Source organism: Mesorhizobium sp. M0174, from assembly GCF_040322275.1.
Classification (GTDB): Bacteria; Pseudomonadota; Alphaproteobacteria; order Rhizobiales; family Rhizobiaceae; genus Mesorhizobium.
The window spans coordinates 221,070-247,735 of record NZ_JAMYTB010000007.1; the positions used below are offsets into that span (position 1 = coordinate 221,070).

The following is a 26,666-nucleotide window of genomic DNA, read 5'->3' on the forward strand; positions in this document are numbered from 1 at the left end:
CTGCTGTCGCAGGACAATCGTTTTTGACAAACGATGGCGTCCAACTCTGTGCCGGGCATTTCTCCCCGTTAGCGGGCTGTTAACGGGGAGAAATGAGGTGACCGCAACACCGGCGACCTGACGGCTGGCCCGTGCGATGGACCCTGGTCAGTGATTGTCCCTCGGCACGCCGCTTGTATGCGCCACATCCTGGTATTTCACCGCCGGCTTCAGCACCATGCCTTCGGAAAACTGGTCGACCATGCCGCGCTGGATTTCCTGCCAGGGCGTCTGGTGCTTCGGATAGTGATAGCCGCCATTGTTCTGCAGCTCGGCGCGGCGCCGCGCGATCTCGTCGTCGCTGACGAGGATGTCGGCGGTGCCCTTGCGCAGGTCGATGCGGACGCGGTCGCCGGTCTTCAGTAGTGCTAAGCCGCCGCCGATGGCGGCTTCCGGCGAGGCGTTGAGGATCGATGGTGAGCCCGACGTGCCCGACTGGCGACCGTCGCCGATGCAGGCCAGCGCGTGGATGCCCTTTTTGATCAGATAGGCAGGCGGCTGCATATTGACGACTTCAGCGCCGCCGGGATAGCCGATCGGACCGGCGCCGCGCATGAACAGGATGGTGTGCTCGTCGATGCCCTGTGCCGGGTCGTCGATGCGGGCGTGATAGTCCTCGGGGCCGTCGAAGACCATGGCGTTGCCCTCGAAGGCTTCGGGGTCCTTCGGGTTCGACAGATAGCGCTCGCGGAACTCGGGCGAGATGCCGCTGGTCTTCATGATCGCCGAATCGAACAGATTGCCCTTGAGATTGATGAAGCCGGCATTGGCTTTCAGCGGCTCGGCAACCGGGCGGATGACGTCGAGGTTCTCGTTAACGGCGCCGCGGCAATTGTCGCCGATGGTCTTGCCGTTAGCGGTCGTGGCTTCCGGATAGGGCAGCAGGCCGCCCTTCATCAGTTCGGCGATCACGGCCGGCACGCCGCCGGCATGGTGATAGTCCTCTCCGAGATATTCGCCCGTCGGCTGCAGATTGACGATGAGCGGTATGTTGAGGCCGACCTTCTGCCAATCGTCATTGTCGAGCGGCACGCCGAGATGGCGGGCGATGGCGTTGAGGTGGATCGGCGCGTTGGTCGAGCCGCCGATCGCCGAGTTGACGACGATGGCGTTCTCGAAGGCCTTACGGGTCATGATGTCGGAGGGCTTCAGATCCTCATGCACCATGTCGACGATGCGCTTTCCGGTCTCGTAGGCGATCTGGCCGCGTTCGCGATAGGGGGCGGGGATAGCGGCCGAGCCCGGCAATTGCATGCCGAGCGCCTCGGCCAGCGAATTCATCGTGGTGGCGGTGCCCATCGTGTTGCAATAGCCGGTCGACGGCGCCGAGGAGGCAACGATATCCATGAACTCGTCATAGCCAATCTCGCCGGCCGACAGGCGCTGGCGCGATTCCCAGACGATAGTGCCGGAGCCGGTGCGCTTGCCCTTGTGCCAGCCGTTGAGCATCGGCCCGACCGAAAGCGCGATAGCCGGGATGTTGACGGTGGCCGCGGCCATCAGCATGGCCGGCGTCGTCTTGTCGCAGCCGATGGTGAGCACCACACCGTCGAGCGGATAGCCGTAGAGCACCTCCACCAGGCTGAGATAGGCAAGGTTGCGATCAAGTGCAGCAGTCGGCCGTTTGCCGGTCTCCTGGATCGGGTGGCAAGGGAACTCGAAAGGGATGCCGCCCATCGAGACAATGCCTTCGCGCACCCGCTTGGCCAGTTCGATGTGGTGGCGGTTGCAGGGCGACAGGTCCGAGCCGGTCTGCGCGATGCCGATCAGCGGCTTGCCGGACATCAGTTCGGCCCGCGTCAGCCCGTAATTCAGGTAACGTTCCAAATAGAGTGCCGTCATGCCCGGATTGTCGGGATTGTCGAACCACTCCTGCGAGCGAAATTTTTTCTTGCTGGTGGGGGCGCCTGCCATCGTGGTCTCCGTATTTGTATGACAAATCGATATGACAACGCGCGGGAGCAGGCAAGGGGCACGCGCCATCCGAATCCGCACTTTGGTGCGATAGACACACATCTGCCTCCGCGCTAGACGGGATCGTGGTTTGTCAGCCGCGCTATCCCGGAAAAGCTGGAACGTGTCGCCGCGGACCTAGCCCCTCCGGCCGCCCTCCCCTCAAGGTCCCACTTGGGGGAGGACATCCGCATCACTCGAACACGATGCTCGGCACTGCAGCCTCGGCCGCGCCGCGCTCTTCATTGACGCGGTCCCAAACCTTGGCGGCGATGTCGCGGTAGATTTTCGCCTCGGCGCCATCGGGTTTCGAGACCACCACCGGCGTGCCAGCATCCGAGCTTTCGCGGATGCCCATCTCGAGCGGCACTTCGCCAAGGAAGGTGACCCCGAGACGCTCGGCCTCGCGGCGCGCGCCGCCATGGCCGAAGATGTCGTAGCGTTTTCCCGTATCGGGGGCGAGAAAATAGCTCATATTTTCGACGATACCCAATAGCGGCACGTCGACCTTTCTGAACATGTTGAGGCCTTTGCGCGCATCGATCAGGGCCAGGTCCTGTGGCGTCGAGACGATGACGGCGCCGGCCAGCGGCACCTGTTGGGCCATGGTCAGCTGGGCGTCGCCGGTGCCGGGCGGCATGTCGACGACGAGCACATCGAGCGGTCCCCATTCGACCTCGCGCAGCATCTGCGTCAATGCCGACATCACCATCGGCCCGCGCCAGATCATCGGCGTCTCCTCATCGACGAGAAAGCCCATCGACATGACCTTGAGGCCATAATTTTGCATCGGTTTCAGGATCTTGCCGTCGACGGTCTGCGGCCTGCCTCGAATGTTGAGCAGACGCGGCATGGAAGGGCCATAAATATCGGCATCGAGCACGCCGACCCGCAGCCCGTTGGCGGCAAGCCCAAGGGCGATATTGACGGCGGTGGTCGACTTGCCGACGCCGCCCTTGCCGGAAGCGACGGCGATGATGGCCTCGATGCCGGGTACGCCGCGCTTGCCCTGGCTGTGCGAGGCAGGCGCCTGCGGGGCGGGACGCGCAGGTGCAGCCGATGGAGCGGGCCTCTGAGCCGGTCTTTGCGGAACCGGCGCCTCCATGCCGCCGCCCTTCTTTTCCGCCGTCAGCGCGACCACGGCGCCGGCGACACCGGGGATCGCCTTGACGACACGTTCGGCCGCCGCACGCAGCGGCTCCATCTCCTGGGCACGGGCAGCGGGAACGGTGATCGAGAAGAACACCTTGGCATCGGCAATGAAAATCTCGGAAACCATGCCGAGGTCGACGATATTGCCGGTGAAATCCGGCCCATTGACCGTCTTCAGGCGCTCGATAACCATTTCCTTGGTCACGTTTTCATGGGCGGCGGGCATGAGTTTTTCCTCTACTTTTCCGCTCCAGATAATGCAGTTCCGGAACAGAACCAAGCGATGGACCAACAGTTGCAGCGGCGTATCGGGGAGGAAGCGACCATACGACAGCATTTCCAGCGGGAGTGGCCGTCGCCAAATCGTCAACGCAACCTATTTCAGTGGACATGGAATGACCGCCAGGGAAGGAGACGAATCATGCTCGCAAACAGCAACGCAACGGCCAATCTCGCTGTGAAGGACCTGGCCAAGGCCAGGGCATTCTACGAAGGGGTCCTCGGCCTGAAAGAAGTGAACAATGAGGGTGGTGAACTGATCGTCTATAAGAGCGGCGACACCAGCATCAACGTGTATCGTTCGAACTTCGCCGGGACCAACAAGGCGACGGCTGTGACCTGGACGGTCGGCGATGAACTCGGCAAAATCGTTGAGGCATTGAAATCGAAGGGCGTGACCTTCGAGCATTACGACATGCCAGGCCTGGCGCTGGAGGGCGATGTCCATGTCGGCCAGGGCATGAAGGTCGCGTGGTTCAAGGATCCGGACGGCAACATCCTGAACCTTGTGGACAGGTAGTCGCCGCGCCAGAGGCGGCTCCAGACGCTGGCCCGTTCACATCACTTTGCCAGGCCGACCGCGAGGTAGGTGAGAGCCGCGATCGCCGCGGTTGCCGGCAAGGTGACGATCCATGCCACCACGATGTTGCCGGCAATGCCCCAGCGAACCGCGGAGACGCGGCGGGCGGCGCCGACGCCGATGATGGCGCCGGTGATCGTGTGCGTGGTCGATACAGGAATACCGAGCCAGGTGGCGGCGAACAGGGTAATCGCACCGCCGGTCTCGGCGCAGAAACCCTGCATCGGGTTCAGCCGGGTGATCTTCGAGCCCATGGTGTGGACGATGCGCCAGCCGCCGAACAATGTGCCCAGCGCCAGCGCCGACTGACAGGTGATGACGACCCACAGCGGCACGTAAAAATTCGCGCCGAGCATGCCTTGCGAATAGAGGAGCACGGCGATGATGCCCATGGTCTTCTGCGCGTCGTTGCCGCCATGGCCGAGCGAATAGAGCGAGGCGGAAAAGAACTGCATGACGCGGAAGGTGCTGTCGACGGCAAACGGTGTCTGCCGCAGGAACAGCCAGGAGACCGCGAGGATCAGGACGAGCGCCAGCAGAAAGCCTGCCGCCGGCGATAGCACGATGGCCGCCGTGGTCTTGCCCAACCCGGCCCAGACGATGGCGCCGGTGCCTGCCTTGGCGACGCCGGCGCCGACCAGACCGCCGATCAGCGCGTGCGAACTGCTGGACGGGATGCCGACGAGCCAGGTGACGATGTTCCAGACGATGGCGCCGACAAGTGCTGCGAAGATCACTGCCGGCGTGACGATGCTGGCGTCGATGATGCCGGTTCCCAGCGTCTCCGCCACGTGGAGACCGAAGAACATGAAGGCGATGAAATTGAAGAAGGCCGCCCAGAACACCGCATAATGCGGCCGCAGCACCCGGGTGGAGACGATGGTGGCGATGGAGTTGGCGGCATCGTGCAGGCCGTTGAGGAAATCGAAGAACAGCGCGACGACGACAAGGCCGACCAGCACGGGAAAGGCTATCGCGGCTTCCACTATACGTTCTCGATGACGATGCCGCTGATTTCGTTGGCAACGTCCTCGAAGCGGTCGACCACCTTCTCCAGCTGGCCGTAGATCTCGCTGCCGATCAGATAGGCCATCGGGTCGCTGCGGCCATGCCGCTTGAACAGGTCCTTCAGGCCTTGCTCGTGCAGGTCGTCGGCCCGGCCTTCGGCGCGCATGACTTCCTCGGCGATGGCATTAAGGCGCACCGTGTGCGCCCCGACCTTGCCGAGCAGCGGGATCGCCTCGGCCACCAGCTTGGCGGCCTCGACGATGACGCCTCCCATTTCCTGCATCAGCGGGTCGAATTCCTTCTTCTCGAACAGCCTTACCGTCTTGACGGTCTTGTGCATCATGTCGATGGCATCATCCATCGACTGGATCAGGTCCTTGATGTCGCCGCGATCGAAGGGCGTGATGAAGGAGCGCCGCACCGCAAGCAGCACCTCCGCGGTGATCTGATCGGCTTCGTCCTCGAGATCGATGATCGTCTGACACCAGCGGTCGATGTCGTTGCCCTGCAACAGCTGCTGCAGTGCCTCGGCGCCACCGACCACGGTGCGGGAATGCCGCTCGAACAGGTCGAAGAAGCGATCTTCGCGCGGCAAAAGCTTGCGGAACCAGCCCAGCATGTTCGGTCTCCCATCGTGTCCAGTCCACGACCCCGTCTGATCCACATAGCGCCGCATTCCATTGCGGGAAACAGTAAGCCGGCTGAAAGATGTGGATGCGGACGATTTACACAGGCGGCTTGCGGCCGAAGGCGATTTCCACGACCTTGCGCGCTACGACAGGACATATCGTCCGTGACAGGCTCCCGACGGCATGATCGACAAGCTGGAATTCTTCATAGCACTTGCCAAGGAAGAGCATTTCGGCCGGGCGGCCGAAGTATGCGGCGTCACCCAGCCGACACTTTCGGCCGGCATCAAGCAGCTGGAGGGCCAGCTCGGCGTGATGCTGGTGCTGCGCGGCTCGCGCTTCCAGGGGCTGACGCCGGAAGGCAAACAGGTGCTGGTGTGGGCGCGCCGCATCGTCGGCGATAGCAGGACCATGCGCGAGGAGATGCGGGCGGCGCGTCACGGCCTGTCAGGGCGTATCCGCATCGCGGCGATCCCGACGGCGCTGGCCATGGTGGCGCGATTGACGACGCCGTTTCGGGCAAAACACCCCGGCGTCACCTTCTCGGTGCTGTCGCGGACCTCGATCGAGGTGCTGTCGCTGCTCGGCAATTTCGATATCGACGCCGGCATTACCTATCTCGACAACGAGCCGCTCGGACGCGTCACCAGCGTGCCGCTCTACGACGAGCGCTATCAGCTGATCACCGCCGTCGGGAACCCGTATTTCGACCGCGACAAAGTGACATGGGCCGAGCTCAGTCAGCTGCCGCTCTGCCTGCTGACGCCGGACATGCAGAACCGCCGCATCATCGACCAGCATCTGGCCGAAGCCGGCGTGCAGGTGCGGCCGACATTGGAATCCAACTCGATGATCGTGCTGTTCTCGCATATCCGCACCGGCAAATGGTCGTCCATCATGCCGCTTAACCTTGCGGAAACGTTCGGCTTTTCCGAGCCGATCCGGGCTATCCCGATCGTCGAACCGGATGCCAGCCACACCGTCGGGCTGGTGGCGGCGCCGCGCGAACCGCACACGCCGCTGGTCTCGGCGCTGTTGGACGAGGCAATGGCGCTGGCGGACGATTTCCGCACCCGTCGCTAGGCTAGACAATGCTGGTGATCGCGAACGATAGAAAATTTCTATCGAGCAACGGATCGGCTTTATTGATTTAGCGGGTTTCCTCTGATTTCCTAAGCACTTAGCGGAAGACCGCCACGACCAGGGAGGGCGCTGCATGACGATGCAGCCTGCAAGTACCGAGATCGCATCGCGCACCGCGGCGATCATCCACGAGCTGAAAGGCCTCGAAGGCCCGCTGTTGCCGATCCTGCACGGCATACAGGAAGAGTTCGGCTATGTGCCGCAGGATGCGCTGCCGGTCATCGCCGAGGCGCTGAACATCTCCAGGGCCGAGGTGCATGGCGTCGTCACCTTCTATCACGATTATCGCAGCCAGCCGGCCGGCCGGCATGTGCTGAAGCTCTGCCAGGCGGAAGCCTGCCAGTCGATGGGTTCGGATGCGATTGCCGCCAGGCTCAAATCATTGCTGGGCATAGGCTTCCACGAGACAACCCGCGACGGTTCGGTGACGCTGGAGCCGGTCTATTGCCTCGGCCTTTGCGCCTGCTCGCCGTCGGCGATGCTGGACGGCGAGGTGATCGGGCGGCTCGACGACGAAAAGCTCAATGAAATCGTTGCCGAGGTGCGCTCATGATCCCGCGTATCTATATTCCCGGCGATTCCGGCGCGCTGGCGCTGGGTGCGGAAAAGGTCGCCAAGGCGGTTCGGGCGGAATTGGCCGAGCGCGGCATCGAGGCCAAGATCGTGCGCAACGGCTCGCGCGGTGCCTATTTCCTCGAGCCGATGGTCGAGGTGGCAACGGCCAATGGCCGTGTCGCCTATGGGCCGGTGAAGCCATCCGACGTCAAAAGCCTGTTCGACTGCGGCTTCCTCACCGGCGGTCACCACAAGCGCTGGCTCGGCGCTCCCGACAAGATCCCATTCCTGGCCAGGCAGACGCGGCTGACCTTTGCGCGCTGCGGCGTCACCGATCCGCTGTCGCTCGATCACTACAAGGCGCATGGCGGGCTGAACGGCCTGCAGAATGCAGTGGCGATGACGCCGGCCGACATCGTCAAACAGGTGACCGAGTCCGGGCTGCGCGGTCGTGGCGGCGCCGGCTTCCCGACCGGCATCAAATGGAAGACGGTGCTCGATACGTCGGCCGACCGCAAATACATCGTCTGCAATGCCGATGAAGGCGATTCCGGCACGTTCGCCGACCGCATGATCATGGAAGGCGACCCTTTCGTGCTGATCGAAGGCATGGCGATCGCCGGCATCGCCACCGGCGCGACGAAGGGGTTCATCTATATCCGCTCCGAATATCCGCATGCGGTGGCGGTGATGCAGAAGGCCGTCGAGATCGCCCGCAAGGCCGGCGTGCTCGGCGTCAATGTGCTCGGCTCGGCCAATTCATTCGACATGGAAGTGCGCGTCGGCGCCGGCGCCTATGTCTGCGGTGAGGAGACCGCGCTGCTTGACAGCCTCGAAGGCAAGCGCGGGCAGGTGCGGGCCAAGCCGCCGCTGCCGGCGCATAAGGGCCTGTTCGGCAAACCGACGGTGATCAACAACGTCATCTCGCTGGCCTCGGTGCCGGTGATCATGGACAAGGGCGCCGCCTTCTACAAGGATTTCGGCATGGGCCGTTCACGCGGCACCATCCCGATCCAGATTGCCGGCAACGTCAAGTATCCCGGTCTCTACGAGGCGGCGTTCGGCATGACGCTGGGCGAGATCGTCGACGATATCGGCGGCGGCACGGCGACGGGACGCCCGGTCAAAGCGGTGCAGGTGGGTGGCCCGCTCGGCGCCTATTTCCCGCGCGCGCTGTTCGACACGCCGTTCGATTACGAAGCGTTTGCCGCCAAGGACGGGCTGATCGGCCATGCCGGCATCGTCGTTTTCGACGACAGCGCCGACATGCTGAAGCAGGCACGCTTTGCCATGGAATTCTGCGCCATCGAGAGCTGCGGCAAGTGCACGCCGTGCCGCATCGGCTCGACGCGCGGTGTCGAGGTGCTGGACCGGCTCGCCCAGAACGTCGAACCGGAAAAGCAGATCGCGCTGGTCACCGACCTTTGCAACACGATGAAGTTCGGCTCGCTTTGCGCTCTCGGCGGCTTCACCCCATATCCAGTGATGAGTGCACTCAACCATTTCCCGGACGACTTTCGGCCGACGCCGGTCGCCGAAGCAGCGGAATAGGAGCGGACAGGCATGAACGCGGCATTCGACATCAAATCGCTGGTCCAGGAAATCGACTACGGCACACCCGCCTCTGAAGCGGAACAAAAGGTAACGCTGACGGTCGACGGCAAGTCGATAACGGTGCCGGCCGGTACCTCGATCATGCGCGCTTCGATGGAAGCGGGCGTCGAAATCCCGAAACTCTGCGCCACCGACATGCTGGACTCGTTCGGCTCTTGCCGGGTCTGCCTCGTCGAGATCGACGGGCGCGGCGGCACGCCGGCCTCGTGCACGACGCCGGTCGGCGAAGGCATGGTCGTGCATACGCAGAGCGACCGGCTAGACGCCATTCGCCGCGGCGTGATGGAACTCTACGTCTCCGACCATCCGGCGGCGTGGGGCGAGAAGGCCGGCACTGGCGCCAGCGAGTTCGACAAGGTCGTCAGGACGGTCGGCCTGACCGAGAACCGCTATGGCGTGGACGGCCGCAACCACGTCAAGCAGGAAAACGGCGTGGCGCCCGGCCATGGCTCGCTGACCATCGATTACATCGCCCGCGATGAATCGAACCCGTATTTCACCTACGATCCGACGCAGTGCATCGTCTGCTCGCGCTGCGTGCGCGCCTGTGAGGAGGTGCAGGGCACGTTCGCGCTGACCATCGAGGGCCGCGGCTTCGAATCCAGGGTCTCGGCCGGCATGCACGAGGCGTTCGTCGATTCCGAATGCGTGTCGTGCGGGGCCTGCGTGCAGGCCTGCCCGACCGATGCGCTGAGGGAAAAGACCGTGCTGGCGAAAGGCCTGCCCGAGCGCTCGACCGTCACCACCTGCGCCTATTGCGGCGTCGGCTGCTCGTTCAAGGCCGAGGTCAAGGGCGACGAGGTCATCCGCATGATGCCCTACAAGGCAGGCAAGGCCAACCACGGCCACTCCTGCGTCAAGGGCCGCTTCGCCTATGGCTACGCAACGCACAAGGACCGTATCCTGAAACCAATGATCCGGGAGCGGGTCAGTGATCCGTGGCGCGAAGTGTCGTGGGAAGAGGCGCTCACCCACACGGCGAATGAATTCCGCCGCATCCAATACCAGTACGGCCGCACCTCGATCGGCGGCATCACCTCCTCGCGCTGCACCAACGAGGAGACCTACCTCGTCCAGAAGCTTGTCCGGCAGGGCTTCCGCAACAACAATGTCGATACCTGCGCCCGCGTCTGCCATTCGCCGACCGGCTATGGTCTCGGCCAGACCTTCGGCACCTCCGCCGGCACGCAGGACTTCGATTCGATCGAGCAGACGGACGTGATCCTGCTGATCGGCGCCAATCCGACCGATGCGCATCCGGTGTTCGCCTCGCGCATGAAGAAGCGCATGCGCGAGGGCGCCAAGCTGATCGTGCTCGATCCGCGCCGCACCGACATCGTGCGCTCGGCCCACGTCGAGGCGCAGTTCCATCTGCCGCTGAAGCCGGGCACCAACGTCGCCATGCTGACCGCACTTGCCCATGTCATCGTCACCGAGGGCCTGTTCGACGAGGCCTTCATCCGCGAGCGCTGCGACTGGGACGAGTTCCAGGACTGGGCATCGTTCGTGGCGCTGCCGGAAAATAGCCCGGAAGTGGTCGGCCAGCTTGCAAATGTCGATCCCGACGACATACGCGGCGCGGCGCGGCTCTACGCCCGCGGCGGTAACGGCGCGATCTATTACGGCCTCGGCGTGACCGAGCACAGCCAGGGCTCGACCACCGTCATCGCCATTGCCAACCTCGCCATGGCGACCGGCAATATCGGCCGGCCGGGCGTCGGCGTGAACCCGCTGCGCGGCCAGAACAATGTGCAGGGCTCCTGCGACATGGGCTCGTTCCCGCACGAGCTTCCCGGCTATCGCCACATTTCAGGCGACGCGGTGCGCGCCATCTATGAGAGCCTGTGGGGCGTCAAGCTCGACGACGAGCCCGGCCTGCGCATCCCCAATATGCTGGATGCGGCCGTCGATGGCTCGTTCAAGGGGCTCTATGTGCAGGGCGAGGACATCCTGCAGTCGGACCCCGACACCAAGCATGTCGCCGCCGGTCTCGCCGCGATGGAATGCGTCGTCGTGCACGACCTCTTCCTCAACGAGACGGCCAACTACGCGCATGTGTTCCTGCCCGGCTCGACGTTCCTCGAGAAGGACGGCACCTTCACCAATGCCGAGCGCCGCATCAACATGGTGCGCAAGGTGATGGAGCCGAAATGCGGCTATGCCGACTGGGAAGCGACGCAGGAGCTCGCCAAGGCGCTCGGCCTCGGCTGGAACTACACGCATCCGTCGCAGATCATGGACGAGATCGCCAAGACAACACCGAGTTTCGCCGGCGTTTCCTTCGACCTTCTCGACCGGGTGGGCTCGGTACAGTGGCCCTGCAACGAGAAGTCGCCGGAAGGCACGCCGATCATGCACATTGGCGGCTTCGTGCGCGGCAAGGGCAAGTTCATCCGCACCGAATACGTCGCGACCGACGAAAGGACCGGACCGCGCTTCCCGCTGCTGCTGACCACCGGCCGCATCCTGTCGCAATACAATGTCGGCGCGCAGACCCGGCGCACCGACAATGTGGTCTGGCATAGCGAGGACCGGCTGGAGATCCATCCGCACGATGCCGAAAATCGCGGCCTGCGCGACGGCGACTGGGTGCGGCTGACCAGCCGCTCCGGCGAGACGACGCTGCGCGCGCTGATCACCGAGCGGGTGTCGCCGGGCGTCGTCTATACGACCTTCCACCATCCCGACACCCAGGCCAACGTCATCACCACCGACTTCTCCGACTGGGCGACCAACTGCCCGGAATACAAGGTGACCGCGGTGCAGGTGGGTGCATCCAACGGCCCGTCGGAATGGCAGCGCGACTATGACGAGCAGGCAAAGCAAAGCCGCCGCATCGCCCCGCTGCAAGCAGCGGAGTAGCGGTTTTGGTTTCGTGCCGGAGTACCCCCCTCTGGCCTGCCGGCCATCTCCCCCTCAGGGGGGGAAATTGGATGTCATCTCGACTTTCGCCAATCACCAAAGTCGAAAGGTGCGACGCGACGCCTGAACTGCCGATCTCCCCCCTTGAGGGGGAGATGCCAAATGATGACAAAGAGGGCAGGCCAGAGGGGGGTGCCGCGTGATGCCCAAACGTCGTGCTGTCACACAGATCAGCCGCCTCGCGCGCCGCGCCGGCGGCACTGCGGCCGCCAACCGCATGGTGCCGGAAGAGACGCCGGTGGCGTTCTCCTTTGCCGGCACCACGCATGCGGTGATGATGGCAAGCCCGGCTGATTTCGAGGATTTCGCGCTCGGCTTCTCGCTGACCGAAGGCATCATTGCCTCGCCGGACGAAATCGAAGCGATCGAGGTCGAGGATCACGGTGCCGGCATCGATATCCAGATCCGGCTGAAGGACAGCGCCAACACCCGCTTCGAAGCGCGTCGCAGACGGCTGGCCGGCCCGGTCGGCTGCGGGTTGTGCGGCATCGAATCGATCGAGGAGGCGATGCGCTCGGTAAACCCGGTCGGTGCGTCGCAACTTACACTTCAGGCCGATGACATCGTCCGCTCGGTCAAGCTTTTGTCGAAGCTGCAGCCGCTGCACGCCGAGACCGGTGCCGTCCACGCCGCCGGTTTTTACCTCCCCGGCAAGGGCATCGTCATGGCGCGTGAGGATGTCGGCCGCCACAACGCGCTGGACAAGCTGGCTGGCGCGCTGGCCAAAGCCGGTATCGACGGCAGGTCGGGGGCCGTCGTCGTCACGTCGCGCGTTTCGGTCGAGATGGTGCAGAAGACCGCGGCAATCGGCTCGGCCGTCATCATTGCCGTCTCGGCGCCGACGGCACTTGCCATCCGCACCGCGGACGATTCCGGCATGACGCTGGTGGCGCTGGTGCGCGGCGACGATTTCGATATTTTCACCCATCCTGACCGAGTGGTTTCCGGAGTTGCCAAGCATGTCGCATGACGAGGGCCACCTCATGAGCACCAGCGAAAAGCTGGTTCGCATGGCCAACCAGATCGCCGCTTTTTTCCACTCAAAGCCGCGCGAGCAAGGCATTGCCGGCGTCGCCGAGCACATCAACAAGTTCTGGGAGCCGAGGATGCGCCGGCAATTGTTCGAGATGCTGGACAGCGGCGGCGAGGGGTTCAACGAGCTTGTCGTCGCGGCCGCGCCCAGGATCAAGCGGCCGGGCGCGCCGGAGGGCGCAGGTTTCAGCGCTGGCGGAGCGAACACCGAGACGACCGCCGCGCCACAGAAGTAGGCGCCGCGGGCCCACATTCACGCCCTCTAAAGTTTCATCTGCCGCAAGCTGCGCGCCTCTGCTATGATCCGGCGATAAGAAGTCGTCGGGTCGGGCGGACAAACCTCGTGAGGCCGATCGAAACTCGATACGCGCTCAGTGGCGACGTGCGGATCGCCTATCAGGTGGTCGGTCAGGGATCGCTCGATCTCGTCTTCGTGCCGGGTTTCATTTCCAATCTCGACCTGCACTGGGAAGACGAGGGCTACACCCGGCTGTTGAAGCGGCTTTCCGCGTTCTCACGGCTGATCCTGTTCGACAAGCGCGGCACCGGTCTGTCCGACCGCGTCGATGTCCACCACCTGCCCAGCCTCGAAACCCGCATGGACGATGTACGCGCGGTGATGGATGCGACCGGCAGCGGCCGCGCCGCCTTGCTCGGCGCTTCGGAAGGCGCGCAGATGGCAATGCTGTTCGCCGCCACCTACCCGGAGCGGACGCGGGCGCTGGCGCTTTATGGCGGCTATGCGCATTTCCACAAATGGGTGATGCCGCCGGAACGCCTGGAGGCGTTCATCGCGACGGCGGAGACCGCATGGGGCACCGGCGCCACCCTGCCGCATTTCGCGCCCGGCCGCGTCGACGATCCGCGTTTCGCCACATGGTGGGCGCGCTTCGAGCGGCTGTCGGCGAGCCCGACCGCGGCAATCGCCCTGGCCCGCATGAATGCGGCTATCGACGTGCGCGGCGTGCTGGCGGCGATCAGCGCACCGACGCTGCTCATGCATCGCCGCAACGATGCGCGCGTCGACCCGGAGGCCAGCCGCTTCCTGGCAAGGAAGATCCCGAATTCGCGGCTGGTCGAGGTGGCCGGGCGCGACCACCCGATCTGGACCGGCGATATCGACCGGGTGGCCGATCTGATCGAGGAATTCCTGACCGGAGCGCGCGCCGTTGCCGAGGCCGAGCGCGTGCTGGCTGCACTGCTGGTCACCCGGATCTACGACACGGCGCGGCTTGGCGACCGCATGTGGAGGGAGCGCAGCCAGCGTTTCCAGGAAACATGGCGGCTGCTGGTCGGGCGCCATGGCGGCCGCCCGGCCGGCACACATAGCGAGCTGATGATGGCGCGCTTCGACGGCCCGGCGCGGGCCGTACGCTGCGCGGCGGCGCTGCGCGATGCGGCGCAGGAGATCGGCGTCGCCAGCGCGCAAGGCGTGCATGTCGGCGAGGTCGAGTTGCGTGGGCCGCCGACGGGGTTGACGGCGCGCGTGACGATGCAGCTTGCCGCGCATGCCGGGCGCGGCGACATCCTCGCTTCGCGGCTGGTCGCCGACCTCGCCGCCGGTTCAGGCCTTCATTTCAATGACGCCGGGCGCATCGCGCTTGACGAGCTGGATGAGCCGCTGGCGCTGGTGCAGGCGACCTCGGAACAGCATCTGGAGCCGGCCTGCCGGCCGAAGGCCAAGGCTGCCGAGCCGGCCGCACTGACGGCGCGCGAAAGCGAGGTGGTGAACCTCATCGCCGATGGCAAGAGCAATGCCGCGATCGCCGCCGAACTCGAGCTGAGCGAACACACCGTCAAGCGCCACGTCGCCAATATTCTGCTCAAGCTGGACCTGCCGTCGCGGGCGGCGGCGGCGGCGTTCTCGGCTCGGCACGCTGGCCCGCACGGGCCATAGGAGCCATGGCGCTTTCGGGCGAAGCGGCCGGGCATGCGTAAGCGCTATCACTTCGTCCCATGCAGGCCAGGCGGATGTCGCCGGGAAAGGCGCTGCGAAGGGAGGAATAAAATGCTGAAGTCGACACTCAAATCACTGGTGCTGGCGGCAGGCGTTGGCGCGCTGTTGGCGATCGTTCCTGCCAAGGCCGAAGACGCCTCGGCGACGGCTGCCTACAAGGACATCCAGGCAACGCTCGGCTCGGTACCGGACATGTTCAAGACGCTGCCGGACGTCGCCGTTGCCGGCGCCTGGGCCGAGATCAAGGGCGTGCAGCTCAACCCGAACACCGCGCTCGACGGCAAGACCAAGGAATTGATGGGCCTCGCCGTCGCCTCGCAGATCCCCTGCCAGTACTGCATCTATTTCCACACGCAGGCGGCCAAGCTCAATGGCGCCAGCGACGAGGAGATCAAGGAGGCGGTGGCGATGGCGGCGATCGTGCGCCACTGGTCGACGATGCTCAACGGCAGCCAGGTCGATCTCGCCACCTTCAAGAAGCAGTCCGACGAGGTGTTCGCGGCCGTCAAGGCGAAGTCGCAGTGAAGAAGCCACTGCCCGGCGGCGAGCGCCGGGCAGTGCCTGATCAAGCAACCACCCGATCCGAGAAAACGGGCCTATGGAGGAAAAAATGCTGACCAAGACACAGACGATAGACGGCGCTGCGATCAAGAAGGCGATTGAGGGCCGTGATGGAAAATTGCTGGCGAGCTTCTATGCCGACGACGCATTGGTGCGGGTGATCGACCGCAACAACCCGCCGAGCAAGCCGCGCGAAATCCGCGGGCGCGCTGCGATCACTACATTCTGGGACGACATCTGCAGCCGGGCGATGACCCACAAGGTCGACACCACCATCGCCGACGGCAACAACCTCGCCTTCACCCAGGCCTGCTCCTATCCGGACGGGACCAAGGTATTCTGCGCGGCAATGCTGGAGCTGAAGAACGGCCAGATCGCGCGGCAGACCGTCGTGCAGGCCTGGGACGAATAAGGAAGCGGCGATGTTCAGTGCCAGATGGCAGATCGACGCCAAGTTCGGCCACAAGCAGACCGTGCTCGAACTGTTAAAGAATGAGAACGCGAGATCGGCTCGCAGGTCGGTCTCGACGACCTCAACTTCCAGATCATGACCGGATCGACCGGCGCGCGGGAAGCGACGGTCGGGTCACATACCAGGTCGAAAGCCTCGCCAGTTGGAGGCGTTCTTCGCCAGGATCGGCAAGATCGCCGCGCACGCCAAATGGGGCAAGGAGATGGAGCCCTATGTCGTGTCGGGCACCAGCCTATGGAACATCTACCGCATCGTGGAATAGCGGTTCTCATCCTCGCTTCCGCACGGCTATCGCATTTGGGAAGATGCCCCCTCACCCGCGCAGCGGCCGGATGAGGGGCAGCGCGACGTCTGAAATCACGACGAGCGCACCCCCTACTCGCTCTCGCCGTCCAGTGCCGGCACCGACACGCCGGCAAGCTCGGCGGCGAGCAGCCGCGACGCACCGGCGCGTGCGATCCGCAGCATCAGCGCCTTGCGCGTCACAGCTGCCATGCGGTGCTCGGGCGCATCGCGCAAAATCTCGGCACCGTAGCCGTCGGAGAGAATGAAGCCGCACTCCTCCGGAAAGATCTCCTGGGGTACGCCGGGATGGGTGGCGAAGAAGAAGCGGTCGGAATGCAGCCGGTAGTCCGGCCATTTGCGGTCGACCCTGAAATCCTCGATCGAGGATTTGATCTCGATGATCCAGATGTCGCCCTGGCGGGTCAGCGCCACGAGATCGGCGCGCCGGCCGGTGGCCAGCGACAGTTCGGGCAAGACATGCGCGCCCATCTGCCTGAGCAGCCGCTGCACGCCACGCCTGACCAGCATGGCGCGCTCCGACTGGCGGCCGTCGATGAGCGGATTGAGGGGTAGAGGTGAGATGATCGGCATGGCGACACCATGCCAGATTTTGTTCACGGTTTGAACCCGGTTTTTCAGGGTGATTTATCCGACTGGCCAGCCCGGCCTTAACTAACCGGCATCAAGCCCTCCAGAGCAATAATTCTCGTCTTTGCGCAGCGTTCGCGGATGGCTTTGAGGCGGCCGTATTCTGGAGAGTCGTACCATGCCAGGAGGGAAGCCATGTCCGGGAATTCGACAATGACGAGGCGATGAGGTTCCCAATCGCCTTCCAGAACTTTGGTGGCTCCGCCGCGAGCGATGTACCTCCCCCCATAGCGGGCTTCGGTTGCCGGCACATCCCGGCGGTATTCCTCGAAAACGGCGGCGTCGGTTATATCTACATCAGCAATGAGATATGCGGCCATTGACCTTACTCCCCTTGGGAAAGGCAATTGAAACAGGTCCATTAGCGGCCCTGCAACTAAGCCAGCGGTACTACGCCTCGGAAACGACTCGCGTTCTCCCGAATTGGGGCGCTTAACTGTCTTCGTGGGGGCAGCTCTGGGAGGAGACGAACCATGCCGATGTATCTCACGCGATTCAGCTACAGGCCCGAAACCTGGGCGCGCTTGATGGATAATCCCGAGGATAGACGCGAGGCTGCCCGGTCCTACATCGAGTCGGTCGGCGGAAAGCTGCACGGGTTCTGGTATGCCTTCGGAGAGTACGATGGCTGGAACCTGTGGGAGGCGCCGGACAACGTGTCGATGGCATCCGTCATGCTGGCCATCGGTGCGGGAGGCGCACTCAGCTCGTACCAGACCACCGTGCTGTTAAGTGTCGAAGAGACGATGGAGGCGCTTGGGAAAGCCAAGTCGATCCGCTATCGCCCACCGGGATCGTGACCGCCGCCCGCGCTTTGCGGAGTGTGGAAGGCTAGGTAACGCTTGCTCGCGAACGGCGCACGTTCCTAAACTTTTGCGCAAAAGAGTCCACTGCGGCTCTTGGCAGCGCCGGCAGCTAGCGCTTTCAATGTCGGCTACGGTGTTTTACGAGGAACATTAGATGACGGAAGATGACGACCGGAAATCGGCGACGCCGGAGGAAATCCGCCCGGCTATCAGAGGATGGGCGGTGCTTGGGGCAATTATCGTTGCCGTGTTTGGTGCGGCCTACGTCATGATCGATAGTTGAATGGCCGACGGTCCTGGTCGCCCCGATGGACTGCCTGAAACGATCGGCACGGTCCTTGGTGCATTGGTGGTGATCGGCACGTTCGGGCTTCTGGCCTGGACCGTGCTTCGCGGCGTCCTTTATTAAAACCCGGCCCGTCTGGACTTTCCCCTGCGGCGGCCGCGTCTCAGGCCGATCTCCTCGTAGCAACGGATGGTCTTGGCCGCAGGCCAGAGCGCCGGGCAGCGTCACCGACATTCATGGGTGATGTCCTCGTCTCCTGGTTCTTGTTCTTGGCCCATTGATTTTGCAACATAATCCTGCGGGGGCTGTTGCCGAAATACCATAGTCGCAGGTTTACCAGCACGCAAGTCCAAGGATATAGGCATCGCCCGCTTGGCAAGCAAAGCAAATGCCAGCATGAATGAAGATGAAAAAAGCGGCCGACTCGAGCCGCTGTTGTTTGGGCAGGCATCGGACCTTTTCATGCGCATGAAGTCACTTGCAATCGTCGCGGCCCTGGCGCTGTCGACGGCTGTCGCCGGTTGCAGCACCATCGGCTCGCAGATCTTCACCAACAACTACGGCGCGGTGACCGACGCCGGCTATCACCTGCCGCGCGTTCCGATCGAAAAGGTGCCGTTCAAATACCGCCGGCAGATCGTCGACTACGACACCAGGGAAAAGCCGGGCACCATCATCGTCGATACGCAGAACAAGTTCCTCTTTTTCGTCATGGGCGACGGCGAAGCGATGCGCTACGGCATCGGCGTCGGCCGTGAGGGTTTCGAATGGCACGGCACCGCCCGTATTGCGCTAAAGCGCGAATGGCCGACCTGGACACCGCCTTCGCAGATGATCAAGCGCCAGCCGGAGCTGGCCAAGTTTGCCGGCGGCATGGAGCCGGGGTTGAAGAACCCGCTCGGCGCGCGCGCCATGTACCTGTTCAACAAAGGCGGCGACATGGGCTACCGCCTGCATGGCAGCCCGGAATGGAATTCGATCGGCAAGGCGATGTCGTCGGGCTGCATCCGGCTAATGAACCAGGACATTATCGACCTCTACGACCGCACCTCGGTCGGCGCCAAGGTCATCGTTCTGTAAGACCATGATCAGTGGGATTCCGGACAAGACCATGGTCAGACAAGAAGAGCTTTATACGCGGACCGTCTAGGCAACAACACAGACGTCGCAAACAGAAAACCGGGCACTTTGGCCCGGTTTTTTGTTGTCTATCGACGTTGACGATGGAACGGTGCGTCAGGAGACCTGTTCGACGTGCTGCACTTCCGGCACAAAGTGCCGGAGCAGGTTCTGGATGCCGTGCTTCAGCGTCGCCGTCGACGACGGACAGCCGGCGCAGGCGCCCTTCATGTGCAGGAACACGGTGCCGTTCTCAAAGCCGCGGAAGGTGATGTCGCCGCCATCCTGGGCCACCGCTGGGCGCACCCGCGTGTCGAGCAGCTCCTTGATGGTGACGACCAACTCCTCGTCGGCCTTGTCGTAGAATTCGCCGGTCTGGCTGGTCTCGGCGGCGGGGCCGGCCTTGGCCATCACCGGGGCGCCGGACATGAAATGCTCCATGATGGCGCCGAGGATAGCCGGCTTCAGATGCTGCCAGTCGGGGCCGTCCTTGGTCACGGTGATGAAATCATAGCCGAAGAAGACGCCGGTGACGCCGGGGATTTCGAACAGCCGGCCGGCGAGCGGCGAAGCCGTCGCGGCGCTATCGGCATCGCGGAAATCGGCGGTGCCTTCTTGCAGCACTTCCTTGCCGGGCAGGAATTTCAGCGTCGCCGGGTTTGGCGTCGACTCGGTCTGGATGAACATGGCCGTCTCCGTGCCCATTTCGGGCAACTAGTTTGGAATAGTTCTAATTAGGCTTTATCCGCCCGACATTCAAGCGAAAGGCATCGCGGGGAACGGCTGGCTGGCGGAATGTTTTGCTAGCGCCCTGAAACGCTTGGAGATGTGTTGAGATTCAGGTCAGGCCGAGCCGAAAATGGTGGGTTCCGAGAACCGGAGCGGAGCGTACTTTTGGTACGTGAGCACCGGAAGCGCAGGAAGCCGCCAATTGCAGGCCGGCCTCACCTGAATATCAGCGCATCTCAGGCGAGGCTGTCGATCTCTTCGTCCGACAGGTTCTGCGGCACCACCGTGACGGGAATCGGAAAGGCGGCGCCCTTGCCGGCGACCGCGCCGACCAGCGGCCCCGGCCCCTCCTTGCCGGCGCCTGCCGCCAGCACCAGGATGGCGATGTCCTGGTCTTCCTCGATCAGCTTGTGAATCTCTTCGGTCGGCTTGCCTTCGCGCACCACCAGTTCCGGCTCGATGCCGAGCTTCTGGCGCACCTTGTTGGCATAGCTGTCGAGTGCGGCACGCGCCGTGGCGGTCGCCTCCTCGCGCATGATCTTCTCGACGCCCAGCCAGTGCTGGAAATCATCCGGCTCGATGACATAGAGCAGCACCAGCACGCCGCCTGTGCTTTGCGCCCGCTTCGAGGCATAGGCGACGGCGCGCTCGCATTCCGGCGTGTCGTCGATGATCGCCAGGAACTTACGGCGATGACCGGCTTCGCGGCTGAGGCGTTTGGAGACCATATTCACCCTGTTCGATGGTTTCGGTCGCAATCTGCCACCGCCACAGCCCGCCCGCAAGCGACAGGCGGCGGTGGCGATATTGGTGCGGCTTGAAGCGCGTCGCGTTCGACCAGCGACGCGCTTCAGGTTCTTGTTTTATGCATGTCGTTATCGCAAACCGCTACACACTTTGCGCGACATGCATCAGCCTTGCAGCAGGCCGATAATGTCGCGCACGGTCTTCATGGTCGCTTCGGCCAATGTGCCGGCACGCTCGCCGCCATCCCGCAGCACCGCGTCGACATAGGCGCGGTCGCCGGAGATGCGGCGCATCTCACCGGCGATCGGCGCCAGCTTTTCCACGGCGAGATCGGCAAGCGCCGGCTTGAACACCGAAAACTGCTGGCCGCCGAACTCTTGCAGCACCGCCTCTTTCGATATTTCGGCGAGGCCGGCATAGATGCCGACGAGGTTCTCCGCTTCCGGCCGGCCGGCAAGGCCGTCCAGTTCGCCGGGCAAAGCCTCCGGGTCGGTCTTGGCCTTGCGGATCTTCTTCGAGATGGCGTCGGCATCGTCAGTCAGGTTGATGCGCGACAGGTCCGACGGATCGGATTTCGACATCTTCTTCGAACCGTCGCGCAGCGACATGATGCGCGCCGCCGGGCCGCCGATGACCGGCTCGGTCAGCGGGAAATAGCCGTTCACCGTCTCTTCGCCGACCTGCATCTCGACGCCGACGCCAAGCGCTGCGATGCGGTCCGAAAAGTCGTTGTTGAATTTCTGCGCGATGTCGCGGGTCAGCTCCAGATGCTGCTTCTGGTCGTCGCCGACCGGCACGTGGGTGGCGCGGTAGACGAGGATGTCGGCGGCCATCAGGGAGGGATAGGCGAGCAGGCCGAGCGAGGCGTTCTCGCGGTCCTTGCCGGCCTTGTCCTTGAACTGCGTCATCCTGTTCATCCAGCCGATGCGCGCCACGCAGTTGAAGATCCAGGCAAGCTCGGCGTGCTGCATCACCCGCGACTGGTTGAAGACGATGTGCTTGGTCGGTTCGATGCCGGAGGCGAGAAACGCCGCGGTGATCGACCGCGTCTGGTCCTGCAGATCCTGATGGACGAGCTGTGCGGTCAGCGAATGCAGGTCGACGACGCAGTAGATGCAATCGGAGGTGTCCTGCAGGGCGACGAATTTCTTGATGGCGCCGAGATAATTGCCGAGATGCAGATTGCCGGTTGGCTGGACGCCGGAAAAGACGAGCTGTTTGAAGGCGGGCTGATCGGTCATGGTGTTTCCCTGGCTTGTGGAGGGCCGTTTCGCGCGCGGCGAAAGTCTTGCGACGGCGCGCTTATGGACGAGAGCGAGGAGACGATCAAGAGGGGCGTTGGCCAGGGCGCGCAGGCTTTGACGTCGGCCGAACAGACGGCTGTTTGAGGGATGGCGCCGACCAGAAATAAAAACCCGCCTCGGTGGGCGGGTCGTTGGAGCCAATTAGCACCATACCGAGATTAGTAGCATAGCTGCCGGCACAAAGCAAGAACAAAATTGGCGCTGATGAATTTTCCCCCTCACGGATCCGGAGAGTGCTCCTTGACCGGCTGGGACGCCTTCCGCCCGATATTGCGGCGGATCATGCCGAAATCGGCGCCGCCGGTGGCGAAGGCGGTGACGAAGTAAAGCAGCGCGCCGCCGGCGACGAGCGCAAGCAAGGTTACCGCCTTGATCACCAGCGGCGAGCCGGAGCCGAGACTTGCGGCGAACCAGTGTTCGGCAAAATAGAGCGCCGCGGCCATCACCGCCGCCGACAGCACCAGCCGCGGGATGCGTTTCATGAGCGGCACGTCGCGGCCCCAATGGCCGCGCCGGATCAGCACGGCGAGCAGCATCGCCGCATTGACCCAGCCGGCGACGGCGGAGGCAACGGCAATGCCGGGCGCGCCCATGATCGGAAACAGCGTCAGCGCCGTCGTAATGTTAACCGCCACCGAGATGGCGGCAAAAATCATCGGCGTGCGCGTGTCCTCGCGGGCGAAATAGCCTGGGGTGAACGCCTTGATCAGCACGAAGGCCGGCAGGCCGAGGCCGAAGATCGCCAGGATTGCCGCGACCGTCGGCGTCGAATTGTTGGCGGCGAAGGCGCCGCGCTCATAGACCAGCCGCACGATCGGCTCGGACATGACCAGCAGCGCGGCCGCCGCCGGCAACGTCATGAACAGAGTGAACTCGACCGAGCGGTTCTGCAGATTGGCGGCCTCGACCAGATTGCCCGATTTCAGCGCCCGCGACAGTTCCGGCAGAAGCACGATGGCGACGGCGACGCCGACGACGCCCAACGGCAGCTGGTAAACGCGGTCGGCATAGGCCAGCGACGACACCGCGCTGTCCTGCGCCGACGCGATCGCCGTGCCGATCAGCTGATTGATCTGGGTGATGCCGCCGGTGATAGCCGCCGGCAGCGCCAGGATCAGCAGCCGCTTGACGTTCGGCGTCATCTTCGGCCGGCGGAAGCCGATCGAGATGCCGGCATGGCGCACCGCCGCCCAGACGATCGCCAGTTGCACCAGGCCGGCCGCCAGCACACCCCAGGCCAGGCCGAAACCAACGGTGCGGGCGTCCGAACCCTTGTACCAGGCATAGGCGAGCACGGCGATGAGGATGACGTTGAGGAACACCGGCGCCACCGCGGCGGCGAAATAGCGGCGCAGCGAATTCAGCATGCCGGCCATCATGGCGCCGAGCGACATGCAGATCAGGTAGGGGAACATCACGGTCGCCAGTGCCACCGTCGTTTCGAATTTTCCCGGCGTGTCGGCAAAGCCCGGCGCCACCAGGTAGCGCACGATCAGCGGCATCGCCAGTTCCATGGCGATGGTCAGCGCCAGAAGCGCGGTGAACAAGACGCCGAACACCTCTTCGGAAAAGCGCTTGGCGCCGTCGGTGCCGTGCGTCTCGATCTCCTTGGCGAACAGCGGCACGAAGGCGGCGTTGAAGGCGCCTTCGGCGAACAGCCGGCGAAAGGTGTTGGGGAACTGGAAGGCGGCGTTGAAGGCGTCGGCGATCGGCCCGGTGCCGAGTGCGGCGGCCATCAGCATCTCGCGGCCGAAGCCGAGGGCGCGGCTCATCAGCGTGCCGGAAGCGACCGTGGCGAATTTCTTGACAAGGCTCATGCGCTTGAAGACTGCCTGTGGGATTGGGGCAAATGGAAGGTAACAGTCACTCGGCGGCCGTTTTGGTCTTGCCGCGCTCGGACGCCGTGCCCTCGAGCACCGCGATCAGCCTGTTGCGGATGGTCGCCGTACGCGACGGGCTGTCGATCTTCTGGCCGGTGAGATCGGTGACGTAGAACGTGTCGATGACCTTTTCGCCGAAGGTGGTGATGTGGGCCGAGGCGATGTCGAGCGACAGGTCCGACAACATGCCGGTGATCTCCGACAGAAGGCCCGGCCTATCCAGCCCCTCGACCTCGATCACCGAGAACCGGTTCGACAGCGTGTTGCGGATCTCGGCGCGTGGCGGGATGCGGAAAACCTTGGCGCCGCGCCGCGGCTTGGTGCGCTTCTCGATCATTTCAGGCAGCCAGCTCTTGCCCGACAGCACGTCCTCGATCAGCCGGCCGACGCGCTCGGCGCGGCGGCGCTCGTCCTCGTCGCGGTCGAACTCCCTCGAGATCAGGATGGTGTCGAGCGCGCGGCCATCCGAGGTGGTGAAGATCTGCGCGTCGACGATGTTGCCGCCGGCCGCGGCACAGGCGCCGGCAATCACCGAGAGCAGGCGCGGATGGTCCTGCGCCAGCACGGTGATCTCGGTCACCGCCTCGAACTGGTGGGTTTTCACCATGGTGGCGAGCTTCTTGCCGGCATGGTCGGCTTCGCGGATGAATTCGGCATGGCGGAGCTGGTCGGGAAGATCGACCGCCAGCAGATAGTTCTCGTAGTGCTGGCCGACATAACGCTTGCGGGCCTTTTCCGGCCAGTCGGCAAGCGCCTCGGCCAGTTCTTCGCGCGCCGCCGCCGTCCGTTTGGCGCGCGACACCTCCGAAAACCCGCCGGTCAACAAAAGCTCGGTCTCGTAGTAGAGCGTGCGCAGCAACTGGCCCTTCCAGCCGTTCCAGACACCAGGCCCGACGCCACGGATATCGCAGACGGTGAGCACCAAAAGCATCTTCAGCCGTTCGACCGACTGCACGGTGGCGGCAAAGTCCTCGATCGTCTTGCGGTCGTTGAGATCGCGGGTCTGCGCCGTCATCGACATGACGAGGTGGTTCTCGACCAGCCAGGCAACCGTTTCGGTGTCGGCCGGCGAGAGCCCCATATGCGGGCAGATGCGCCGGGCGATCCTGGCGCCGGCTTGCGAATGGTCCTCCGGCCTGCCTTTGGCGATGTCGTGCAGCAGCACGGCGACATAGAGCGCCTCGCGGCTCTTCTTCAGCCCCGGCATCAGCGAGTGGGAGAGCGGATGGACCTTTTCGCCGTCGCCGCGTTCGATCTCGGCCAGCACGCCGATGCAGCGGATCAAATGCTCGTCCACCGTGTAGTGGTGGTACATCGAGAACTGCATCATGGCGACGATCTTGCCGAAGTCCGGGATCAGCTTGGCAAGCAGTCCGGCCTCGTTCATGCGCCGCAAATTGAGCTCGGCATTGCGGTCCGAGGTCAAGATGTCGAGGAACAGCCGGTTGGCCTCCTCGTCGCGCCTGAGCGCCTTGCCGACGAGGCCGAGCGAACGCGTGAGAAGCTTCAGCGCATCAGGGTGGAATTCCAAGCCGTGCCTGTCGGCAAACCAGAACAGCCTGAGCAGGTTGACCGGATCGCGCTCGAACACCTCGTCGTCGGCAATGTTGATGCGGTGGTTGTCGACGATGAAATCGGCCGTGCCGGCGAGCTTGCGTTTGCGCCGCGAGAAGGTGAGGAAAATGCGGTTGAAGCCCGGCACATGCTTGGCCTGCTCCTCCTCGAGCGCGGCGCAGAAAATGCGGGTCAGGTCACCGACGTCCTTGGCGACGAGGAAGTAGTGCTTCATGAAGCGCTCGACCGCCGACAGGCCGGGATGGGTGGTGTAGCCGAGCCGCTCGGCAATGTCGCGCTGGATGTCGAAATGCAGCCGCTCCTCGGCCTTGCCGGTGAGGAAATGCATGTGGCAGCGCACCGCCCACAGGAAGTCCTCGGCCTTCTGGAATTCCCTGTATTCGGCGTCGGTGAAGACACCCTTGTCGACCAGTTCCTCGCCGGTGCGCACCCGGTAGAAATATTTGCCGATCCAGAACAGCGTCTGCAGGTCGCGCAGGCCGCCCTTGCCGTCCTTGACATTCGGTTCGACCAGATAGCGGCTCTCGCCGGCCTTGGCGTGGCGCTCGTCGCGTTCGGCGAGCTTGGCCTGGACATATTCGGGGCCGGTGGTGCGCACCACTTCGTGGTCGAAGCGCTGCAAAAGCTCGTCATAGAGTTTTTGCTCGCCCCATAGGAAACGCGCTTCCAGGATCGAGGTGCGGATGGTGACGTCGGTGCGCGACAGCCTGAGGCATTCGTCGATGTTGCGCGTGGCGTGGCCGACCTTCAGCCCCAGATCCCACAGCATGTAGAGCATGTATTCGACAATCTGCTCGCCCCACGGCGTCTGCTTGTAGGGCAGCAGGAACAGGAGATCGATGTCGGAGCCCGGCGCCAGCGTGCCGCGGCCGTAGCCGCCGACGGCGACGACCGCCATGCGCTCGGCGGATGACGGGTTTTTCACGCGATAGACGTGGGTGCCGGCGAAATCGTAGAGCGCGCGGATGATCTCGTCCATCAGATGCGACAGCCGGGCGGCGCAGGCGGTGCCGCTGCCGTCGTCCATCAGCATGCGTTCGGCGACCGTGCGGCCGTCGGCGAGTTGGCTTTTGAGGAGCTTGAGAACACCGCTGCGCGCGGCCTTGCCCGAACCGTCGCCTGCCATGGCCGCGGTCACTTCGGTCATCTCGCGACGCAAGGCCTCGCCGTCGACCAATTCCTCGAGCTTCAGTGATATTCTTGCCATAGATGCCGTTCGGCCTCGCCGTTTCGGCGGCGTCTATAGCGCGTTTTCGCGGCGCTGGGTATGGGGCTGACGGACGCGTTCTCCGCAGCGGTGGAACTGGACGATCGTCTCGTGCCCGCAGCCGGTTCGGTTTGGGATTGGCTGCGAAAAATCGAAAATCGGCCCTTGACCTTCCAGTTACTGG

The 26,666-nt window shown here is 63.8% G+C and carries 25 protein-coding genes; 14 read left to right on the forward strand and 11 right to left on the reverse strand.

Going from position 1 to position 26,666, the window contains the following annotated elements; all coding sequences use genetic code 11:
* Nucleotides 1-147: 147 nt before the first annotated feature.
* Nucleotides 148-1,953 (reverse strand): IlvD/Edd family dehydratase, encoded by a 1,806-nt coding sequence (locus NKJ13_RS17035; protein WP_352739367.1) that lies wholly within the window; start codon nucleotides 1,951-1,953, stop codon nucleotides 148-150.
* A gap of 232 nt (nucleotides 1,954-2,185) precedes the next feature.
* Nucleotides 2,186-3,370, reverse strand: a complete 1,185-nt coding sequence (locus NKJ13_RS17040) for an Mrp/NBP35 family ATP-binding protein (protein WP_254816180.1) — start codon at nucleotides 3,368-3,370, stop codon at nucleotides 2,186-2,188.
* 195 nt (nucleotides 3,371-3,565) lie between these two features.
* On the opposite strand from NKJ13_RS17040, the gene NKJ13_RS17045 reads away from it, so the two are divergent.
* The gene (locus NKJ13_RS17045) at nucleotides 3,566-3,943 is read left to right on the forward strand and encodes a VOC family protein (RefSeq protein ID WP_352739415.1); all 378 of its coding nucleotides are present in this window, start codon (nucleotides 3,566-3,568) and stop codon (nucleotides 3,941-3,943) included.
* 41 nt (nucleotides 3,944-3,984) lie between these two features.
* Here NKJ13_RS17045 and NKJ13_RS17050 read toward each other — a convergent pair whose 3' ends face one another.
* Nucleotides 3,985-4,989: an inorganic phosphate transporter gene (locus tag NKJ13_RS17050; RefSeq protein WP_352506070.1), complete on the reverse strand. Its 1,005-nt coding sequence runs from the start codon at nucleotides 4,987-4,989 to the stop codon at nucleotides 3,985-3,987.
* Nucleotides 4,989-5,630, reverse strand: coding sequence for a DUF47 domain-containing protein (locus NKJ13_RS17055; protein ID WP_254816177.1), 642 nt, complete (start codon nucleotides 5,628-5,630; stop codon nucleotides 4,989-4,991). Before NKJ13_RS17055 ends, NKJ13_RS17050 begins: the two co-directional genes overlap by 1 nt.
* A gap of 193 nt (nucleotides 5,631-5,823) precedes the next feature.
* On the opposite strand from NKJ13_RS17055, the gene NKJ13_RS17060 reads away from it, so the two are divergent.
* From NKJ13_RS17060 to NKJ13_RS17100, 9 genes are all read left to right on the forward strand, one after another.
* Complete coding sequence (locus NKJ13_RS17060; RefSeq protein ID WP_254816176.1) at nucleotides 5,824-6,723, forward strand: LysR family transcriptional regulator; 900 nt, start codon at nucleotides 5,824-5,826, stop codon at nucleotides 6,721-6,723.
* 133 nt (nucleotides 6,724-6,856) lie between these two features.
* Nucleotides 6,857-7,336 (forward strand): formate dehydrogenase subunit gamma, encoded by a 480-nt coding sequence (locus tag NKJ13_RS17065; protein WP_352702411.1) that lies wholly within the window; start codon nucleotides 6,857-6,859, stop codon nucleotides 7,334-7,336.
* Complete coding sequence (locus NKJ13_RS17070) at nucleotides 7,333-8,889, forward strand: formate dehydrogenase beta subunit (RefSeq protein WP_352739365.1); 1,557 nt, start codon at nucleotides 7,333-7,335, stop codon at nucleotides 8,887-8,889. Before NKJ13_RS17065 ends, NKJ13_RS17070 begins: the two co-directional genes overlap by 4 nt.
* A 12-nt stretch (nucleotides 8,890-8,901) precedes the next feature.
* The gene (gene fdhF / locus NKJ13_RS17075) at nucleotides 8,902-11,814 is read left to right on the forward strand and encodes a formate dehydrogenase subunit alpha (protein ID WP_352739363.1); all 2,913 of its coding nucleotides are present in this window, start codon (nucleotides 8,902-8,904) and stop codon (nucleotides 11,812-11,814) included.
* Between the two features lie 202 nt (nucleotides 11,815-12,016).
* Nucleotides 12,017-12,844: a formate dehydrogenase accessory sulfurtransferase FdhD gene (fdhD, locus tag NKJ13_RS17080; RefSeq protein WP_502899815.1), complete on the forward strand. Its 828-nt coding sequence runs from the start codon at nucleotides 12,017-12,019 to the stop codon at nucleotides 12,842-12,844.
* On the forward strand, nucleotides 12,834-13,142 hold the full coding sequence (locus tag NKJ13_RS17085) for a formate dehydrogenase subunit delta (RefSeq protein WP_352739359.1): 309 nt from the start codon (nucleotides 12,834-12,836) through the stop codon (nucleotides 13,140-13,142). The genes fdhD and NKJ13_RS17085 overlap by 11 nt, the downstream gene beginning before the upstream one ends.
* A gap of 107 nt (nucleotides 13,143-13,249) precedes the next feature.
* On the forward strand, nucleotides 13,250-14,803 hold the full coding sequence (locus NKJ13_RS17090; protein WP_352739357.1) for an alpha/beta fold hydrolase: 1,554 nt from the start codon (nucleotides 13,250-13,252) through the stop codon (nucleotides 14,801-14,803).
* Nucleotides 14,804-14,914: 111 nt separating this feature from the next.
* The gene (locus tag NKJ13_RS17095; RefSeq protein WP_352448517.1) at nucleotides 14,915-15,388 is read left to right on the forward strand and encodes a carboxymuconolactone decarboxylase family protein; all 474 of its coding nucleotides are present in this window, start codon (nucleotides 14,915-14,917) and stop codon (nucleotides 15,386-15,388) included.
* Nucleotides 15,389-15,473: 85 nt separating this feature from the next.
* Complete coding sequence (locus NKJ13_RS17100) at nucleotides 15,474-15,836, forward strand: nuclear transport factor 2 family protein (RefSeq protein WP_352448516.1); 363 nt, start codon at nucleotides 15,474-15,476, stop codon at nucleotides 15,834-15,836.
* Nucleotides 15,837-16,271: 435 nt separating this feature from the next.
* On the opposite strand, the gene NKJ13_RS17105 is transcribed toward NKJ13_RS17100, so the two are convergent.
* Both NKJ13_RS17105 and NKJ13_RS17110 read right to left on the reverse strand, forming a co-directional pair.
* Nucleotides 16,272-16,772: an MmcB family DNA repair protein gene (locus NKJ13_RS17105; protein ID WP_352739413.1), complete on the reverse strand. Its 501-nt coding sequence runs from the start codon at nucleotides 16,770-16,772 to the stop codon at nucleotides 16,272-16,274.
* Nucleotides 16,773-16,849: 77 nt separating this feature from the next.
* The gene (locus NKJ13_RS17110) at nucleotides 16,850-17,149 is read right to left on the reverse strand and encodes a DUF1330 domain-containing protein (protein ID WP_352476053.1); all 300 of its coding nucleotides are present in this window, start codon (nucleotides 17,147-17,149) and stop codon (nucleotides 16,850-16,852) included.
* 153 nt (nucleotides 17,150-17,302) lie between these two features.
* On the opposite strand from NKJ13_RS17110, the gene NKJ13_RS17115 reads away from it, so the two are divergent.
* From NKJ13_RS17115 to NKJ13_RS17130, 4 genes are all read left to right on the forward strand, one after another.
* Nucleotides 17,303-17,629, forward strand: a complete 327-nt coding sequence (locus NKJ13_RS17115; RefSeq protein WP_352739356.1) for a GYD domain-containing protein — start codon at nucleotides 17,303-17,305, stop codon at nucleotides 17,627-17,629.
* Between the two features lie 160 nt (nucleotides 17,630-17,789).
* The gene (locus NKJ13_RS17120) at nucleotides 17,790-17,918 is read left to right on the forward strand and encodes a hypothetical protein (protein ID WP_023676389.1); all 129 of its coding nucleotides are present in this window, start codon (nucleotides 17,790-17,792) and stop codon (nucleotides 17,916-17,918) included.
* Nucleotides 17,919-18,044: a hypothetical protein gene (locus tag NKJ13_RS17125; RefSeq protein WP_023676388.1), complete on the forward strand. Its 126-nt coding sequence runs from the start codon at nucleotides 17,919-17,921 to the stop codon at nucleotides 18,042-18,044.
* A 339-nt stretch (nucleotides 18,045-18,383) separates the two neighbouring features.
* Nucleotides 18,384-19,001 carry a L,D-transpeptidase gene (locus tag NKJ13_RS17130; RefSeq protein WP_352739354.1) on the forward strand — a complete coding sequence of 206 codons (618 nt, stop codon included), beginning with the start codon at nucleotides 18,384-18,386 and terminating at the stop codon, nucleotides 18,999-19,001.
* A gap of 156 nt (nucleotides 19,002-19,157) precedes the next feature.
* Here the strand turns inward: NKJ13_RS17130 and NKJ13_RS17135 are convergent, their stop codons facing one another.
* From NKJ13_RS17135 to NKJ13_RS17155, 5 genes are all read right to left on the reverse strand, one after another.
* Complete coding sequence (locus tag NKJ13_RS17135) at nucleotides 19,158-19,727, reverse strand: NifU family protein (protein ID WP_023676386.1); 570 nt, start codon at nucleotides 19,725-19,727, stop codon at nucleotides 19,158-19,160.
* Nucleotides 19,728-20,005: 278 nt separating this feature from the next.
* Nucleotides 20,006-20,497, reverse strand: a complete 492-nt coding sequence (locus tag NKJ13_RS17140; RefSeq protein WP_023717912.1) for a universal stress protein — start codon at nucleotides 20,495-20,497, stop codon at nucleotides 20,006-20,008.
* A 183-nt stretch (nucleotides 20,498-20,680) separates the two neighbouring features.
* Nucleotides 20,681-21,757 carry a tryptophan--tRNA ligase gene (trpS, locus tag NKJ13_RS17145; RefSeq protein ID WP_352739352.1) on the reverse strand — a complete coding sequence of 359 codons (1,077 nt, stop codon included), beginning with the start codon at nucleotides 21,755-21,757 and terminating at the stop codon, nucleotides 20,681-20,683.
* 281 nt (nucleotides 21,758-22,038) lie between these two features.
* Entirely contained in the window at nucleotides 22,039-23,637 is a 1,599-nt protein-coding gene (murJ, locus tag NKJ13_RS17150) for a murein biosynthesis integral membrane protein MurJ (protein ID WP_352739350.1), read from the reverse strand.
* 46 nt (nucleotides 23,638-23,683) lie between these two features.
* Complete coding sequence (locus tag NKJ13_RS17155; RefSeq protein WP_352739348.1) at nucleotides 23,684-26,482, reverse strand: [protein-PII] uridylyltransferase; 2,799 nt, start codon at nucleotides 26,480-26,482, stop codon at nucleotides 23,684-23,686.
* Between the last annotated feature and the right edge of the window lie 184 nt (nucleotides 26,483-26,666).